The organism is Bradyrhizobium sp. CB1717 (assembly GCF_029714325.1).
GTDB lineage: Bacteria > Pseudomonadota > Alphaproteobacteria > Rhizobiales > Xanthobacteraceae > Bradyrhizobium.
The window spans coordinates 368,187-381,811 of sequence record NZ_CP121666.1 but is presented as its reverse complement, the minus strand read 5'-3'; the positions used below and the strand labels follow the sequence as shown (position 1 = coordinate 381,811).

General features: G+C 64.4%; 20 protein-coding genes and 4 pseudogenes. 19 read left to right on the top strand and 5 right to left on the bottom strand.

From position 1 onward, the window contains the following. Nucleotides 1–145 precede the first annotated feature (145 nt). From sdhC to QA649_RS01805, 5 genes and pseudogenes are all read left to right on the top strand, one after another. On the top strand, nucleotides 146–544 hold the full coding sequence (gene sdhC, locus QA649_RS01825) for a succinate dehydrogenase, cytochrome b556 subunit (protein WP_027561807.1): 399 nt from the start codon (nucleotides 146–148) through the stop codon (nucleotides 542–544). Next, complete coding sequence (sdhD, locus tag QA649_RS01820; protein ID WP_283022704.1) at nucleotides 541–945, top strand: succinate dehydrogenase, hydrophobic membrane anchor protein; 405 nt, start codon at nucleotides 541–543, stop codon at nucleotides 943–945. Before sdhC ends, sdhD begins: the two co-directional genes overlap by 4 nt. 3 nt (nucleotides 946–948) lie before the next feature. Next, nucleotides 949–2,784, top strand: coding sequence for a succinate dehydrogenase flavoprotein subunit (gene sdhA / locus QA649_RS01815; protein ID WP_283022703.1), 1,836 nt, complete (start codon nucleotides 949–951; stop codon nucleotides 2,782–2,784). 24 nt (nucleotides 2,785–2,808) lie between these two features. Further along, nucleotides 2,809–3,591 (top strand): succinate dehydrogenase iron-sulfur subunit, encoded by a 783-nt coding sequence (locus tag QA649_RS01810; RefSeq protein ID WP_283022702.1) that lies wholly within the window; start codon nucleotides 2,809–2,811, stop codon nucleotides 3,589–3,591. 108 nt (nucleotides 3,592–3,699) lie between these two features. Then, nucleotides 3,700–3,897: pseudogene (locus QA649_RS01805) on the top strand (hypothetical protein); the annotation flags it as partial. A gap of 81 nt (nucleotides 3,898–3,978) precedes the next feature. On the opposite strand, the gene QA649_RS01800 reads toward QA649_RS01805, so the two are convergent. Continuing rightward, entirely contained in the window at nucleotides 3,979–4,659 is a 681-nt protein-coding gene (locus tag QA649_RS01800) for a protein-L-isoaspartate(D-aspartate) O-methyltransferase (RefSeq protein ID WP_196236600.1), read from the bottom strand. Nucleotides 4,660–4,919: 260 nt separating this feature from the next. On the opposite strand from QA649_RS01800, the gene QA649_RS01795 reads away from it, so the two are divergent. The 3 genes from QA649_RS01795 (at nucleotide 4,920) to QA649_RS01785 (ending at nucleotide 6,864) form a co-directional block, all read left to right on the top strand. Further along, a complete protein-coding gene (locus tag QA649_RS01795; protein WP_283022701.1) occupies nucleotides 4,920–5,387 on the top strand; it encodes a hypothetical protein in 468 nt (155 codons plus the stop codon). Nucleotides 5,388–6,030: 643 nt separating this feature from the next. Then, nucleotides 6,031–6,393 carry a PRC-barrel domain-containing protein gene (locus QA649_RS01790; RefSeq protein ID WP_027574697.1) on the top strand — a complete coding sequence of 121 codons (363 nt, stop codon included), beginning with the start codon at nucleotides 6,031–6,033 and terminating at the stop codon, nucleotides 6,391–6,393. Between the two features lie 84 nt (nucleotides 6,394–6,477). After that, entirely contained in the window at nucleotides 6,478–6,864 is a 387-nt protein-coding gene (locus QA649_RS01785) for a response regulator (RefSeq protein ID WP_283022700.1), read from the top strand. 80 nt (nucleotides 6,865–6,944) lie between these two features. Here QA649_RS01785 and QA649_RS01780 read toward each other — a convergent pair whose 3' ends face one another. Together QA649_RS01780 and QA649_RS01775 are read right to left on the bottom strand one after the other, a co-directional pair. Then, nucleotides 6,945–7,160 carry a hypothetical protein gene (locus QA649_RS01780; RefSeq protein ID WP_283022699.1) on the bottom strand — a complete coding sequence of 72 codons (216 nt, stop codon included), beginning with the start codon at nucleotides 7,158–7,160 and terminating at the stop codon, nucleotides 6,945–6,947. A gap of 304 nt (nucleotides 7,161–7,464) precedes the next feature. Continuing rightward, complete coding sequence (locus QA649_RS01775) at nucleotides 7,465–7,662, bottom strand: hypothetical protein (RefSeq protein ID WP_283022698.1); 198 nt, start codon at nucleotides 7,660–7,662, stop codon at nucleotides 7,465–7,467. A 169-nt stretch (nucleotides 7,663–7,831) separates the two neighbouring features. Between QA649_RS01775 and QA649_RS01770 the strand changes: the two genes are divergently transcribed. Together QA649_RS01770 and QA649_RS01765 are read left to right on the top strand one after the other, a co-directional pair. After that, nucleotides 7,832–7,963, top strand: a complete 132-nt coding sequence (locus tag QA649_RS01770; RefSeq protein ID WP_283022697.1) for a hypothetical protein — start codon at nucleotides 7,832–7,834, stop codon at nucleotides 7,961–7,963. A gap of 111 nt (nucleotides 7,964–8,074) precedes the next feature. Then, nucleotides 8,075–8,242, top strand: a complete 168-nt coding sequence (locus tag QA649_RS01765; protein WP_283022696.1) for a hypothetical protein — start codon at nucleotides 8,075–8,077, stop codon at nucleotides 8,240–8,242. A 17-nt stretch (nucleotides 8,243–8,259) separates the two neighbouring features. Here QA649_RS01765 and QA649_RS01760 read toward each other — a convergent pair. Together QA649_RS01760 and QA649_RS01755 are read right to left on the bottom strand one after the other, a co-directional pair. Next, nucleotides 8,260–8,505: pseudogene (locus QA649_RS01760) on the bottom strand (hypothetical protein). Between the two features lie 5 nt (nucleotides 8,506–8,510). Continuing rightward, complete coding sequence (locus QA649_RS01755) at nucleotides 8,511–8,729, bottom strand: hypothetical protein (RefSeq protein WP_283022695.1); 219 nt, start codon at nucleotides 8,727–8,729, stop codon at nucleotides 8,511–8,513. An 89-nt stretch (nucleotides 8,730–8,818) separates the two neighbouring features. Here QA649_RS01755 and QA649_RS01750 point away from each other — a divergent pair, with 89 nt between their 5' ends. From QA649_RS01750 to QA649_RS01710, 9 genes and pseudogenes are all read left to right on the top strand, one after another. After that, nucleotides 8,819–9,034, top strand: a complete 216-nt coding sequence (locus QA649_RS01750; protein ID WP_283022694.1) for a hypothetical protein — start codon at nucleotides 8,819–8,821, stop codon at nucleotides 9,032–9,034. 83 nt (nucleotides 9,035–9,117) lie between these two features. After that, a pseudogene (locus QA649_RS01745) lies at nucleotides 9,118–10,040 on the top strand (Ku protein). A 20-nt stretch (nucleotides 10,041–10,060) separates the two neighbouring features. Next, complete coding sequence (locus tag QA649_RS01740; RefSeq protein ID WP_283022693.1) at nucleotides 10,061–10,285, top strand: hypothetical protein; 225 nt, start codon at nucleotides 10,061–10,063, stop codon at nucleotides 10,283–10,285. Nucleotides 10,286–10,480: 195 nt separating this feature from the next. Continuing rightward, nucleotides 10,481–10,681, top strand: a complete 201-nt coding sequence (locus QA649_RS01735; protein WP_283022692.1) for a hypothetical protein — start codon at nucleotides 10,481–10,483, stop codon at nucleotides 10,679–10,681. A gap of 140 nt (nucleotides 10,682–10,821) precedes the next feature. Then, nucleotides 10,822–11,872: pseudogene (locus QA649_RS01730) on the top strand (glycosyltransferase family 4 protein). Between the two features lie 157 nt (nucleotides 11,873–12,029). Next, nucleotides 12,030–12,275, top strand: coding sequence for a hypothetical protein (locus QA649_RS01725; RefSeq protein WP_283022691.1), 246 nt, complete (start codon nucleotides 12,030–12,032; stop codon nucleotides 12,273–12,275). Nucleotides 12,276–12,357: 82 nt separating this feature from the next. Then, complete coding sequence (locus tag QA649_RS01720) at nucleotides 12,358–13,014, top strand: phosphoribosylanthranilate isomerase (protein ID WP_283022690.1); 657 nt, start codon at nucleotides 12,358–12,360, stop codon at nucleotides 13,012–13,014. A 107-nt stretch (nucleotides 13,015–13,121) separates the two neighbouring features. Continuing rightward, nucleotides 13,122–13,295, top strand: a complete 174-nt coding sequence (locus QA649_RS01715) for a hypothetical protein (RefSeq protein ID WP_283022689.1) — start codon at nucleotides 13,122–13,124, stop codon at nucleotides 13,293–13,295. Between the two features lie 82 nt (nucleotides 13,296–13,377). Beyond that, nucleotides 13,378–13,557, top strand: a complete 180-nt coding sequence (locus QA649_RS01710) for a hypothetical protein (RefSeq protein WP_283022688.1) — start codon at nucleotides 13,378–13,380, stop codon at nucleotides 13,555–13,557. Nucleotides 13,558–13,625: the final 68 nt, after the last annotated feature.

The window sequence follows — 13,625 nt, the reverse complement described above, 5'->3', positions numbered from 1 at the left end:
GTTTCATCAAGGCTGTAGAGCTGAACCCGGGTTCGATTTATGGCGATTTGGTGATTGCGCAGGCGAAATCGACTCCGTAAATAGAGCCGACCTCTCGCGATCCCCGCGCGCGCCCTCAAGGGCCGCCATACAACATCAAAAGCCCATGACCGCACGGATCGAACGACCGCTTTCACCACACATGCAAGTCTACCGCTGGACGCTGACGATGGCGCTGTCCATCGTCCATCGCGCCACCGGTATCGCCCTTTACGTCGGAACCCTGCTGCTGGCCTGGTGGCTGATCGCGGCGGCCTCCGGCCCCGCCGCCTATGCCCATGTCCAGGCCTTCACCGGCAGCATCATCGGCCGCCTGATCGTGTTCGGCTACACCTGGGCGCTGATGCACCATATGCTGAGCGGCATCCGGCACTTCGTCTGGGACCTCGGCTACGGCTTCAAGGCCAATGAGCGCGAAGCGCTGACCTGGGGCGCAGCGATCGGCGGCATCGCCCTGACGGTGCTGATCTGGATCATCGCCTACGCGATCGGAGGCGGACGATGAGCACTGCTGATACGCCCAAGCGCAGCATGCGCACCCCGCTCGGCCGCGTCCGCAATCTCGGCGCGGCGCATTCCGGCACGTCCGACTTCTGGCGCCAGCGCCTCACGGCGGTGGCGATGACGCTGCTGATGATCCCGGTGCTGGTGATCATCATGATGACGCTCGGCCGCAACCAGGCCGGCGCCAAGCAGATCCTCGGCTCGCTGCCGATCGCCGTCATCATGATGCTCTTCATCGTCGCCAGCGCCTGGCACATGAAGATCGGCATGCAGGTCGTGATCGAGGACTACGTTCACAACGAGAAGCTGAAGCTCACCGCGATCATGCTCAACAATTTCTTCTCGATCGCGGTCGCGCTCGCCTCGATCTACGCGATTCTCCAACTGTCATCCGGAGTGTAACCCATGGCCAATGCGACCAATGGCACGGGCAACAGCGCTCCCGCCACCAACGGCAAAGCCTATCCGATCGAAGACCACACCTATGACGTCGTCGTGGTCGGCGCCGGCGGCGCAGGCCTGCGCGCCGTCGTCGGCTGCAGCGAGGCCGGCCTCCGCACCGCCTGCATCACCAAGGTTTTCCCGACCCGCTCGCACACGGTCGCGGCGCAGGGCGGCATCTCGGCTTCGCTCGGCAACATGCACAAGGACGACTGGCGCTGGCACATGTACGACACCGTGAAGGGGTCGGACTGGCTCGGCGACCAGGACGCGATCGAATACATGGTGCGCAACGCGCCCGACGCGGTCTACGAGCTCGAGCATTGGGGCGTGCCGTTCTCGCGCACCGAGGACGGCAAGATCTACCAGCGTCCGTTCGGCGGCATGACCACCGAGTTCGGCAAGAGCCAGGCGCAGCGCACCTGCGCCGCCGCCGACCGAACCGGCCACGCCATGCTGCACACGATGTATGGCCAGTCGCTGCGCCACGCGGCCGAGTTCTTCATCGAATTCTTCGCCATCGACCTGATCATGGACGACCAGGGCACCTGCCGCGGCGTCATCGCGCTCAAGCTCGACGACGGCACGCTGCACCGCTTCCGCGCCCAGACCGTGATTCTCGCCACCGGCGGCTATGGCCGCGCCTACGCCTCCTGCACCTCGGCGCACACCTGCACCGGCGACGGCGGTGGCATGGTGCTGCGCGCAGGCCTGCCGATGCAGGACATGGAGTTCGTGCAGTTCCACCCGACCGGCATCTACGGCTCGGGCTGTCTCGTCACCGAGGGCGCCCGCGGCGAGGGCGGTTATCTCGTCAACTCCGAGGGCGAGCGCTTCATGGAGCGCTACGCGCCTTCAGCAAAGGATCTGGCCTCGCGCGACGTCGTCTCGCGCGCGATGACCATCGAGATCCGCGAAGGACGCGGCGTCGGCAAGAAGAAGGACCACATCTTCCTTCATCTCGACCATCTCGATCCTGCGGTGCTCGCCGAGCGCCTGCCGGGCATCTCCGAATCCGCCAAGATCTTCGCCAATGTCGACGTGACGCGCGAGCCGATCCCGATCGTGCCGACCGTGCACTACAACATGGGCGGCATCCCGACGAATTATCACGGCGAAGTCCTGACCAAGAAGGACGGCGACGACAACGCCATCATTCCGGGTCTGATGGCGATCGGCGAAGCCGCCTGCGTCTCCGTGCACGGCGCCAACCGCCTCGGCTCCAACTCGCTGATCGATCTCGTCGTGTTCGGCCGCGCCGCCGCGCTCCGTCTCGCCGAGAAGCTGACGCCCAACGCCAAGCAGCCGGAGCTGCCGGCGAACTCGGCCGAGCTCGCGCTCGGCCGCCTCGACCATTATCGCTACGCCTCCGGCGGCACGCCGACCGCGAAGCTGCGCGAAGGCATGCAGCACGTGATGCAGAACAACTGCGCGGTGTTCCGCACCGGCGAAGTCTTGAGCGAAGGCCAGAACCTGATCCAGAAGGTCCACAGCGGCATCACCGACATCGCCGTGTCCGACCGCTCGCTGGTGTGGAATTCGGACCTCGTCGAGACGCTGGAGTTCGACAATCTGATCTCGCAGGCGGTGGTGACGATGAACTCGGCCGCCAACCGCACCGAGAGCCGCGGCGCGCATGCCCGCGAGGACTTCTCCGAGCGTGACGACAAGAACTGGATGAAGCACACGCTGGCCTGGCTGGACGATGCCGGCAAGGTCAAGATCGAGTATCGCCCGGTTCACAACTACACCATGACCAACGACGTGCAGTACATCCCGCCGAAGGCGCGCGTGTACTGATCGAACAGCGAAGGCCCTATCGAAATGGTTGAATTCGCACTTCCGAAGAACTCCAAGATCACCGGCGGCAAGACCTGGCCGAAGCCCGCGGGCGCGACCGAGCTCCGCGAGTTCAGGGTTTATCGCTGGAATCCTGATGACGGCAAGAATCCGAGCGTCGACACCTATTACGTCGACACCCATGATTGCGGTCCGATGGTGCTGGACGGCCTGATCTGGATCAAGAACCACATCGATCCGTCGCTGACCTTCCGCCGCTCCTGCCGCGAAGGCGTCTGCGGCTCCTGCGCAATGAACATCGACGGCCAGAACACGCTGGCCTGCACCCGCTCGATGCACGACGTCAAGGACGGCGCGGTGAAGATCAACCCGTTGCCGCACCAGCCGGTCGTGAAGGACCTCGTCCCCGATCTGACGAACTTCTACGCGCAGTACGCCTCCGTCGAGCCGTGGCTGAAGACGACCTCGCCGACGCCGCAGAAGGAATGGCGCCAGAGCCACGAGGACCGCGAGAAGCTCGACGGCCTCTACGAGTGCATCCTGTGCGCCTGCTGCTCGACCTCGTGCCCGAGCTATTGGTGGAACAGTGACCGCTATCTCGGCCCCGCCGCGCTGCTCCAGGCCAACCGCTGGGTCTCCGACTCCCGCGACGAGGCCACCGGCGAGCGCCTCGACAATCTCGAGGACCCGTTCCGCCTCTATCGCTGCCACACCATCATGAACTGCGCCAAGGCGTGCCCGAAGGGCCTCAACCCGGCGGAAGCCATCGCCGAGCTGAAGCTCAAGATGGTCGAGCGGCAGATCTAGCATCGTCCATGCGATGAGCCCCGGCCGGTGTGTGAAGACAATATAGTTCTTTTTAGACAATAGAGTTCTTCTTAGACAAAATAGTTCTTCCACAGCTGCGGTCTGACGGAAAGCGGCGGTTGGAAGATCGCCGAGAAGGGCCGGGCGGTGCTGGAATTCCTTGAGGCTCGCCCTGGGACCCACCAGTTGCTCGAGGCGACCTCGGTCGAGACCGTTGCTGCGCCGGTGCCTGCCCTCCCGCAACCGGCGGATCGGGCCAAGCGGCGGCGCGAACGCCGCGAGCGTCGGCGCGAGGCGCGCGAATGAGCTCGGGCAAGCCCTTCCTGAACGGGTACGGCCAACGCATCTTGCGTTCGGACGACACTGCCAGGTCAAGGCCGGCCGTCGTCACGGCTTCCTCGGCTCCCCGCAGGAAACAAGAGGAACGAAGCGCACCTCCTCTATCCTGTCCTCGACGAAACGACCCTCCGGCCCGCGTGTCAGCTTCGTCAGCCACTGCACATCGTCAGGATCGCCGAGCGGGATGAGAAGTCTTCCCGACGGAGCCAGTTGAGCCTTGAGAGCCGCGGGTATCTGCGCGCCGGCGGCCGACACCACGATCACGTCGAACTCGCCGCCATCCGGCCATCCTGCAGTCCCGTCGCCCTGACGCAGATCCACGTTGCGGCAGCCGAGATGCCGAAGGCGAGATCGGGCGCGCTGCACCAATGCTTCATGGCGCTCGAGCGCGCAAACCTCCCGCCCGAGCTTGGCGGCGAGTGCCGCCAGATAACCCGAACCCGCGCCGATCTCCAGAACCCGGTCCGACTTGGCGATTGCGGCAGCCTCGAGCATCCTGGCGACGATGTAGGGCTGAGAGATGGTCTGCCCTTTCGGGATCGGTACCGCGCTGTCTTCGTACGCGGCTTCCGCGAACCGACGATCAAGGAAGATTTCGCGGGGGACCTGCCGCATCGCCAGCAGGACCCGCCTGCTGCGAATGCCGCGGCCGGCAATCTGCACGTCGACCATCGCGTCGCGGAGGAAGCGGGACCTCCTGGACCGTTTGCTCTCCTTGACCGCGCGCACGACCTCTCCATGCATGAACGATTTCGCTCCAGCAGATGGAAACTCGGAGGCCAGCGACTTGCTCCTTGACGCGAGGGTGGGTGCCGCTCGCGCCGACGACGAGGCCGGCTCCGCTGCCGAGCGAGATCGCGGAGCTGTAGTCAGAAACGCGCTTGCAGCGGAACGACCGCCTCCGGATCGAATTGAGCTCGCGGAAACCAGTCCGAAGAAAGCTCATGAAGTCGCTCGTCGGGTCTTCATGATTCCTGGGAGGAGACCCTATGAAATGGGTTGTGTCGGTGCTAGTTTTTGCACTTGTCGCCTCGACCTCCGCGGTTTCGGCTCAACCGGTGAGATGGACGACCTATTCCATCCCGCAGACCGGTACCTCAGTCGATTTCCCGGCCTCGATCTTTACCGAAGAAGTCGGCCGGCCGGATGGCTACGGACAGCGATTTCGGACGGCTGACGGCCGAGCCGACCTTACGATACAGGCCGCACCCAACGTCTCCAACGATTCGCCCGCTGCATTTCTCGCAAAGAAGCATCCGCCCGCGCGCATCCAGTACAAGCGAACGACGCCTCGGTTCTTTGCTGTTTCCAGCTACAAGGCCGACAAGGTCTGGTACAACCGCTGCAACTTCTCGAGTGGATTGATTCACTGCGTCCTGATCAACTACCCGGCGAGCGAAGAGCGCGAGTGGGACGACGTCGTAACGCGGATCAGTCTGTCGCTGCGCGGCAAATAAGTCGTGCGGGTGCGGGATGGAGATCGCGCCTGCCGGCGAAGGCGCGACACGAACGGCAACGGCCCGGGGACCTTGAGGCCGGCAAAGGCGCGTAGCTGCGAGAATACCGAGGTTGCGGAGAGACCGCCGCCTTTGGCTATCCTCGCGAGCGCTAGTTCTGAATAGCGGGTCGTGAGACCTTTGGCTATCCGCGACAGGCGCCGTAGTTCAACGGCGGGCGACAGTCCCTCCAGTTCAATAGTGTCGCAAGGCTATCGTTCCTCCGATCTGCCGCGGCTCGCCGATCCGTGGTTCACGCGGTAGCCGCTGCCCGCCCGGCGTCGGTGATGCGATACTTGATATCTCCGGATGGAAGCGGTTCGGTTTCCACCAGACCCAGTTACACCAGCCGCGCCACGATTTCGTGGTCGAACGTCGGCGGGCTGACCAGGATTCGCCGAGGAGCTTCCTCAGAAAATCGCGCTCCAATCGGTCAGCTCTATCCTCGAACTCCGCTCGCCGACTTCTTCCGGCGGGCATTGCGGCGCGTCATCCGACCCGGCCGCTCCATCCCTGGGAGATCAACATTTCGCCGCGGTCGCTGCCGGGAACGGAGGCATCGTGGCACCGTTGATTTCCGGAGACAACATCCAGGAGGTCAACCATGGCCATGGAAGATCGCGAGACGTTCAGCCTGATCGGCAGCGACAAGGTGGAGGGTACGAACGTGTACGGGGCCGACGGGGAAAAGGTCGGCTACATCGAGCGCGTCATGATCGACAAGGTCAGCGGCAAGGTGTCGTACGCGGTGCTCAGCTTCGGCGGGCTGCTCGGCATCGGCGACGATCATTATCCGCTGCCCTGGCAGGCGTTGAAATACGACACCAACCTCGGCGGCTACGTCACCGGTATCACCCAGGACCAGCTCCGCGGCGCCCCCAAATACGCCGACGAGAGCAGTTGGAATTGGAGCGACCCGGCGACCACGCGCTCCGTGAACGCCTACTACGGCGTGCCGGTGGCCTGAGGCAGGACGACACTCTGGCGTCTGGCTGCTCGACGCACCACGACCCGGTCGACGATCAGGCCTGATCGCCGAGGAGACTTGAAAGTGAGTGATTCCGTTCGAGTTCTGGTTGTGGAGGATGAGGCTCTCATCGCAAGCTTCGTCGAGGACGCGTTGTCCGACGTCGGTTTCGAGGCCTGCTCGGTCCATTCGGGGGAGGAGGCCATGTCCACTTTTTGCGATGGCCGCGAGGGATGTCGGGTCCTGGTGACGGACATCAACCTGGGTGACGGCATCAGCGGCTGGGAACTGGCGCGGCAGATCAGGGAAATCATCCCGGGCTTTCCTGTGGTCTACATGACGAGCGCCAGCGCGCCTGACTGGCAATCGCAGGGCGTCGACGGCAGCGTCCTGATTCAGAAGCCCTTTGCCCCGGCGCAATTGGCTGCCGTCGTCTCGCAGCTACTCGATACCGGGGCCTCACCGGCTTGAACCGGGACCGCCGTGAGTTTCGGATCCTTCGATCGAGCCCGTAAGGATGGCAGCGGATCGTCGCTTGCTCGCGCTATCCTTTAGCCGCGCGTTGTGGCCGCGGCGCGGCCAGCGGCGACCGTCATCCAGTCCCGCAGCAGGCCTCTGTCCTCTCTCGAAAAGGACGCTCGCCGCTTGAGATCGTCCAGTGTCTCACCGGGATGGCATCGCTCGAAATCCTCCTTGATCAGCGACTCGAGGTAGGTTCGATCCTCGGTGCTGCCTGAATCCAATTGCTGGCGCGAATCGGTCCTCATGGTTGTCCCCTCCGCGCACGCAGTCGAAGGCGGCCCGGATGCGGCACAACGGCAAGAGCGATCGTTAGTTCACGAACAGATTGGTCCGGATCGACCCGAGGGCTGCTCGGCGATCCCGCGGCCGCCGTGAGGGTGGTCGGCCGCTGAATCCGGCGCGGTCACTCCGGCTCCCGTATCCGCCCCTTGCCGCCGCACTTCGTGCAACGGCCCGGAAAGATCCTGCGACCAAGTTCGGTCTCGCGCGCTGGCTGGTGCCCAGCGCCATTGCAAGCGTCGCACTTGGCGTCGGCGGAGCCGCCTTTCCTCATGCCTCGCCCGGGCCGGCGAAGAGTGTCGCCGGCGGCGTGGTGCGCGGCGGCGGCAGGGGCCGGGCGCTCCCGCCGGGTTTGCTCTTGGCGTCGTACCTCTTGGCCAAGTCGAGCAGCCGTCTTCGTGTGAATGGGTCCGCTCTTTCCGCAAGATCGCGCGCCCGTTGCGCGAAGCCGCTGTAGAACTCTTCCATGACGCCACCCCACAACATCACCGAAGCTGGATTAGATTGGGTGGCGCGGTTCGCGTCAAGAGCTCGCTTGTGTCCGCGCGGCGATCGGGAATAGGCTAAGCGCGGCGGGGGAAGCCAGATGTCGTTGCAGCACCAAATCCGGAAGCCGTGCCCTCACTGCGGGCGGCCCATGAAGCTCGTCCGCGACGAGGTCACCAGAGGCGGGGAGCGCTACGTCTGCCCCGATTGCGACGACGATCCGCTGCACGATCCCGCCGCCCGGAAGTGGGTGGAGGGCCCGCTGCGGCCGCCGGCGAAGTAGTGGTCCGAAAGAAGTCGGCCCGGGGTGGTCCGGGCCACACGCACGGCCAGGACTGGCAAGTTCGTCGCGGGCGCACCAACTCCTTTGTAGATGCCAACATGGGGAGGCGCGATGTCGACCGTCGCAAAGCTGCTCGCGCGGAAGCAGGCGCTCCTGGAGCGACTGGAGAGCGATCCTGGGCCGAACGAGCGGGACGAAATCCAGGCATTGCTCGCCCAGATCGAGACCGCGCTGAACTTGCTCGAGCCGAGAGATGTTGTCGGTCCAAGCGACGAGTGAAGCGAAATCGCCGCCCGTCAGAGCGCGCTCAGATCGTCCGGCACCTCGCCGAACTTCCGGATCAGCTTGGCGTCGCCGAATTCGCCGCTGGACGGATCGCCGGTCCCCTAGAAGGCGACCGCGCCGGCGCAGCCGGGTTTTCGCGACAGCGCCTCGGCGAGCATGACGGCGGCGTTGGCGCTCAGGCATTCGACCGCCTCGCCGGGCGCGACGCCGTCGTCCGCCATCACGAACGGCAGTGCGACGTAGTAGGTGACGTCCATCGCAGTCACTCCTTGCGCTCATGCAGCAGGCCATGCCGCCCGCGCGAATATCCTTTCGACACCGCCGCGCGCAGTTCGTTGGCCTCGGCCTCGAGAAAATCGATGGCGACCAACAACGCCTTCACGGCCTCGCGGGCGTCCCCGCCGCAGGTCTGGATGGCTTGGTCGGCGGCCAGCTCGAGGTCGCGCTCAGCGGGCGTAGCGGGGTCGGGCGCAGCGGGCATGGCCTATGTTCCCTATTCGTTCCCAACGAGTCAAGCGGCCGTCCGCAGGTTTAATCTCCGATCGACCCGGGCTGGGGTAGGCTCGCGGGATGGACCTGCTGATGGCGCGACGACACCTCTCGGAAGCGGAGCGTCACGTCGCGCTTAGCGAAGGTCACGTCGCCCGGCAGCTCGCAATCGTCGAAGGGCTGGAACGCGCGGGACACCCGATAGGGCTGGCCAGCGACGTGCTGGACACGTTCCGGATGCTGTTGGCCTCGCACATCGACCACCGCGACCTGATCCGCCGGGAAATCGATGGCTAGTAGGCCATCTCGGAATGTCGGAACCTAGGCGTCCCGATCGTCTTGAATCCACGAGGTCCCGCGTATCTGGAGTTCTGCGTATCATGGCCCCGCGCGCCAACTGGAAAGGCTTCCTGCGTCTGTCCCTGGTGACGTGCCCCGTGGCGCTCTACCCGGCGACCTCGGAGAGCGAAAAGATCAGCTTCAACCAGCTCAACCGACAGACCGGACACCGCATCAAGTACCTGAAGGTCGATGCGGATACCGGCGACGAGGTCCCGAACGAGGACATCGTGAAGGGTTACGAACTCGACAAGGGCCAGTACATCGAGGTCTCGAAAGAAGAGCTCGAGGAGATCGCGCTGGAGTCGACGCGCACCATCGAGATCGACGAGTTTGTCGACAGGGCGGACATCGACCCGAGGTATCTCATCAGGCCCTACTACCTGCGTCCGGATGGCAAGGTCGGGCACGACGCCTTCGCCGTGATCCGTGAGACCATCCGCGAGATGAACAAGGTAGCGATCGGACGGGTGGTGCTGACCAACCCGAGCACATCATTGGGCTCGAGCCGTTGGACAAGGGGCTCGTCGGCACCCTGCTGCGCTACCCCTACGAAGTTCGGAGCGAGCAGGAGTATTTCGAGGACATCCAGCAGGTGAAGCTGACCAAGGACATGCTCGACCTCGCAAAGCACATCGTGAACCAGAAGGCGGGACGGTTCGATCCCGAGAAGTTCGAGGATCACTATGAGAGCGCGCTGGTGGAGCTCATCAACCAGAAGCGCGCCGGCAAACCGATCACGCGGAAGGAGTGGCCCGCTGCGAGAAACGTCGTCGACCTGATGGAGGCGCTGCGGCGGAGCGTCGGCGGCGCTGCGGCTGAGGCTCCGAAGAAGGCGACGAAGAAGCCTCGCAAGGCGGCAGCCGGACAGAAGGAAATGCTGATGCCGATCGTCGGCAAGAAGCCGGCAAAGGAGTCTGCGGCGAAGAAGCCGGCAGCGAGGCCGCAGCGGAAGTCCGCCTGACACAAGATTAGGAGAGCCGCATGGATATGAAAGAAGCTGCGGCGATGACGGAAGCCTCCGGGCTGATCGACGAACAGGGCGGCATTGAGCAAAGTCCCGATGCGCGCCGGGGACCGCTCCAATCGCCTTCGCAGGATGCAGCGATCCGGTGGGCCGATCGGCTGCGCGAGGTGACCGTAAAGGCCCCGTTGCAGTCGCTCCTCGTCGCGTTCCTGTTGGGGATCTGGGTCGCGCGTCGGCGCTAGGAGACCTGAGAGACTGAGAAGCGTCCGCGGCGCTTCGGCTGATGCCGCGGCTCCGAAGAGCGGCCGCAGCGGAGTCCGCCTAGCCATCGCGACGTTCCTTCCGGCGTTCCTGCGCCGAATGTCCATCGGGAAAATCTGGAAACTTTCGCTGCGAAGGTGAGTTGCCACCGGACAATGTCTTGTCGGAGCTTGAGCATGGCCGACGAAGTGCCGCTGCGAAAGGCGGTAGACACGGCATGGTCCGTCTACAGGGCGACCCACCGCGACGTCGATGCGGCGGACGGCCGTCGCTGCCTCCTCGAGCGCCACCTGCACAGGAAATGGGACTCGCGCGAAAGCGATGCCAAAGAGCTCGGACTCGCCTACCTCGAACGACTTCCTGAAGACGAATGTTGAGGCGGGTGGAAGGACTGGTCTGGCGGGTAGCTGCCGATAGCACCAATCCCGATTTGACGCTGCTCGCCATTTCATACCTCTTTTCGGCGGTGATCGTGCTGGCGTTGCGATCGGTCTCCGGGGCGTAGCGGACGGCCCCCATGCGCATCGCCCAACTTGCTCCTTTGGCCGAGAGCGTTCCCCCAAAATTCTACGGCGGCACGGAGCGGGTGGTCGCCTGGCTGGTGGATGAGCTGGTCGAACTGGGTCATGACGTGACGCTCTTTGCGACCGGGGATTCGCGGACGCGCGGCAAGCTTCATCCGGTGTGGCCTCGCGCGCTTCGCCTCGGACGAAAGGGTGTCGACCCGAATGCCGCGTGTACCCTCCTGCTGGAAGCGATTGCGAGAGGTGCAGCCGACTTCGACGTGATTCATTCCCACATCGACTGGCTGCCGCTTCCGCTGCTCAGCCGACTGGGAGTCCCCTTCCTCACGACGGTGCACGGGCGGCTCGACCTGGCAGGACTGCCCAACGTGGTTCGCCAATTTCCAGACGCCGGCTTCGTCTCGATTTCCGACCACCAGCGCCGGCCCCTTCCGGACGCGAATTGGTGCGGCACGATCCAGCACGGGCTGCCCATCGACCTGTTTCGGCCGTCGTACGGACCAGGATCGTACCTGGCGTTTCTAGGGCGCCTCGCGGCGGAGAAGGGACCGGAAGACGCCATCCGCATCGCCCGCGCCGCCGGAAAGCCGCTGCGCATCGCCGCGAAGATCCCGCGTGCCGAGACCGCCTACTTCAAGAAGCGCCTGGAGCCTCATATCGACGGCGAGAAGGTGCAGCTCGTCGGCGAGGTCGACGAAGGGAGGAAACAGCCGTTCCTCGCGGAGGCCGCGGCCCTGCTGTTTCCAATCGATTGGCCGGAGCCCTTTGGCCTGGTGCGGGACGCCCGTGATCGCTTATCGCTCGGGCTCCGTGCCGGAAGTGGTCGACGACGGCGTGACCGGATTCATCGTGGACAGCGAGGAGGAGGCCGTCAGCGCGGTCAGCGAAGTGGCTCGACTCGATCGAAAGCTTGTGCGCGCGCGGTTGGAGGAGCGCTTCTCCGCGCACCGTATGGGGCGGGAATACGAAGGTCTGTACCGGAAGATGATCGCCGCCGCCGGGGGCGTCGAGCGCGAGCAGGATCTGCAACCGTCGGCGCCATGAAGGGAAGCGGGACAGATTGGAACCAACCGGTTCGTCGGGCGTCGAATCCATGCCCCCGGCCCCCCAAAAGCCCCGCCGGCGGAAAACCTAACCCCTAGGTTGGCGGTCCGAATGCGCAACATAGCGCAAGGACCGTTTGCGCCCGAAGGAGGGAGCAATGAGCAATCGCACATCGGACCGGAGGATGCCGACCGCTGCCGAACGGGAAGCGCGAAAGGTGTTTCGCGACACGAGCGCGAAGGCGCCGGTCTCCGAGCATGAACGCGACCAGCAGGCATTCCATGCAAACCGGGAGCGCCTGAAGGCGGAGCGGCTGGCTCGCGAGGCTGCGGCTGCCAAAAGGGGTGCCGGAGTCACGCGCGACAAGCCAGGAAAACCATCCAAGGAAGCCGGCCGTCCGTAGTCCCGAAGTCGGCAATCTCAGGCCACGTTTTCGCCCGCGAGAAGGAGCATTGCGGGGTGGCCAGAGGAGCCGACGCCGAACGATGCTGACCCAGATCTACGAAGTTGCAACGCCCGCCGAAGCCGACGCGATATCCGCGATCGGCGTGGATCATGTCGGCGTGCTCGTCGGGGACGGCGCCTTCCCCCGCGAGCTTCCGGTCCATAAAGCAGCCGCTGTCATGAAAGCGATTCGCGCGCCGTCAGTGCCTTCAGCCCTGTTTCTTTCGGCGGACGTGGCTCTCATCGAACAGATGGCCAGCGAGCTTAACCCACCCATCGTGCACCTTGGCGCTTCGAGCGAATTGCTCACTCCCGATCACGTCGGGGCGCTCCGAAAGTCTCTGCCGAACATCAAGTTCATGCGCAGCGTACCCGTGACGGGACCAGAGGCGCTGCAGGTGGCGCGCGCATACGATGGGATCGTCGAATGGATCCTGCTCGACAGTCATCGCGTTGGCGATCCGCAAATCGGTGCGCAGGGCGTGACGCATGACTGGAGCATCAGTCGAATGATCGTCGAGACTGTTCGGACCCCGGTGATACTCGCTGGCGGACTAGGGCCTGACAACGTCAAGGAGGCCATCCGGTCCGTGCAACCTGCCGGAGTGGACTCAAAGACCAAGACAGACCGCGAGGACACCCACTCGAAAGACCTGGTGAGGGTCGAAGCTTTCTATCGCGCGGCCAAGAGCGGCTAGATCGCGTTCGCTTTTGCGGGCTAGTGCCCTGCAACGCCGGTCATCCGCTTAGCGAGACGCTCTCGTCTCGGATGCCCGAAGCCTCTCCAGCAGAGACTGCAGGGAAGATGGAAGTTCTCTCTCGACGCGCATCAGCGGCGCAGCCGTTCACCGATCTCCGCCGCAATGGCGCGGCTCTGGTTGGCATCGATCGAGACCGGGTTCCGCATGCTGTCTTCCTCGATCTTGCCAACATTCCGGCGCCGGATTGGTTGCGGCTCTGGCCAAAAGTTCACTTTTGAACATTTCCACGGAACGAATCGCTAAGGTTGTACTTTCTGCTTGGGGCCTGAATTTCCTGACAGCGCCTGTTGGAAGCGAGATGTGGCGGGACGCGAATATCTGAATCGACAGGCGGCCACCCTGCTCAAGTTCGCGAAGACGACCACCGATCCGATGGTCGCCTTGGGCTTGGTCGAGAAGGCCGCCGATCTCAAGGAGCAAGCCGAGGAGCCGCGAGCCGACGGCGGCGACGAGGCGTCCGATCTTGCCGGCGAGAGCTAGTCATCTTGGGGCCGCCCCCGAGCGAGTGCGAGCGAGCGCGTCGGCTGAAGTGGCGGAGGATGAATTTC